At 65.1% G+C, this 238-nt stretch carries 1 protein-coding gene; it reads left to right on the forward strand.

Translation table 11 applies throughout. The features are described from left to right. Positions 1-231 (forward strand): hypothetical protein (locus ACRHNM_RS18105; RefSeq protein WP_431138017.1); only part of this gene is annotated, 231 nt, incomplete at its 5' end. Between the last annotated feature and the right edge of the window lie 7 nt (positions 232-238).

A 238-nucleotide genomic window follows, 5' to 3' on the forward strand; every position in this document is an offset into this window, starting at 1 on the left:
CCCGAAGCGATCGGTGCAGGTGAACTGGTGGTCTTCGAGGAAGGTGGCCAGGACGTTGCGTTCTTCGCCCGTGAGGACACCGAGTTCGTGTTCGGTACCGCAGCACGGCATCCGTATCCGCTGGCAACCGGCTACTACTCGGTCCATACCAGCCCGCAGGCACTGAACGCGGGTGAAGCGCGGATCCACGAGCTGGGGGAGCAGATCCGGGCGGCGGGAAGCGCTGGCTGATGGTGTC

The sequence above is a fragment of the Psychroserpens mesophilus genome, assembly GCF_050617655.1.
GTDB classification, from domain to species: Bacteria; Bacteroidota; Bacteroidia; order Flavobacteriales; family Flavobacteriaceae; genus Psychroserpens; species Psychroserpens mesophilus_A.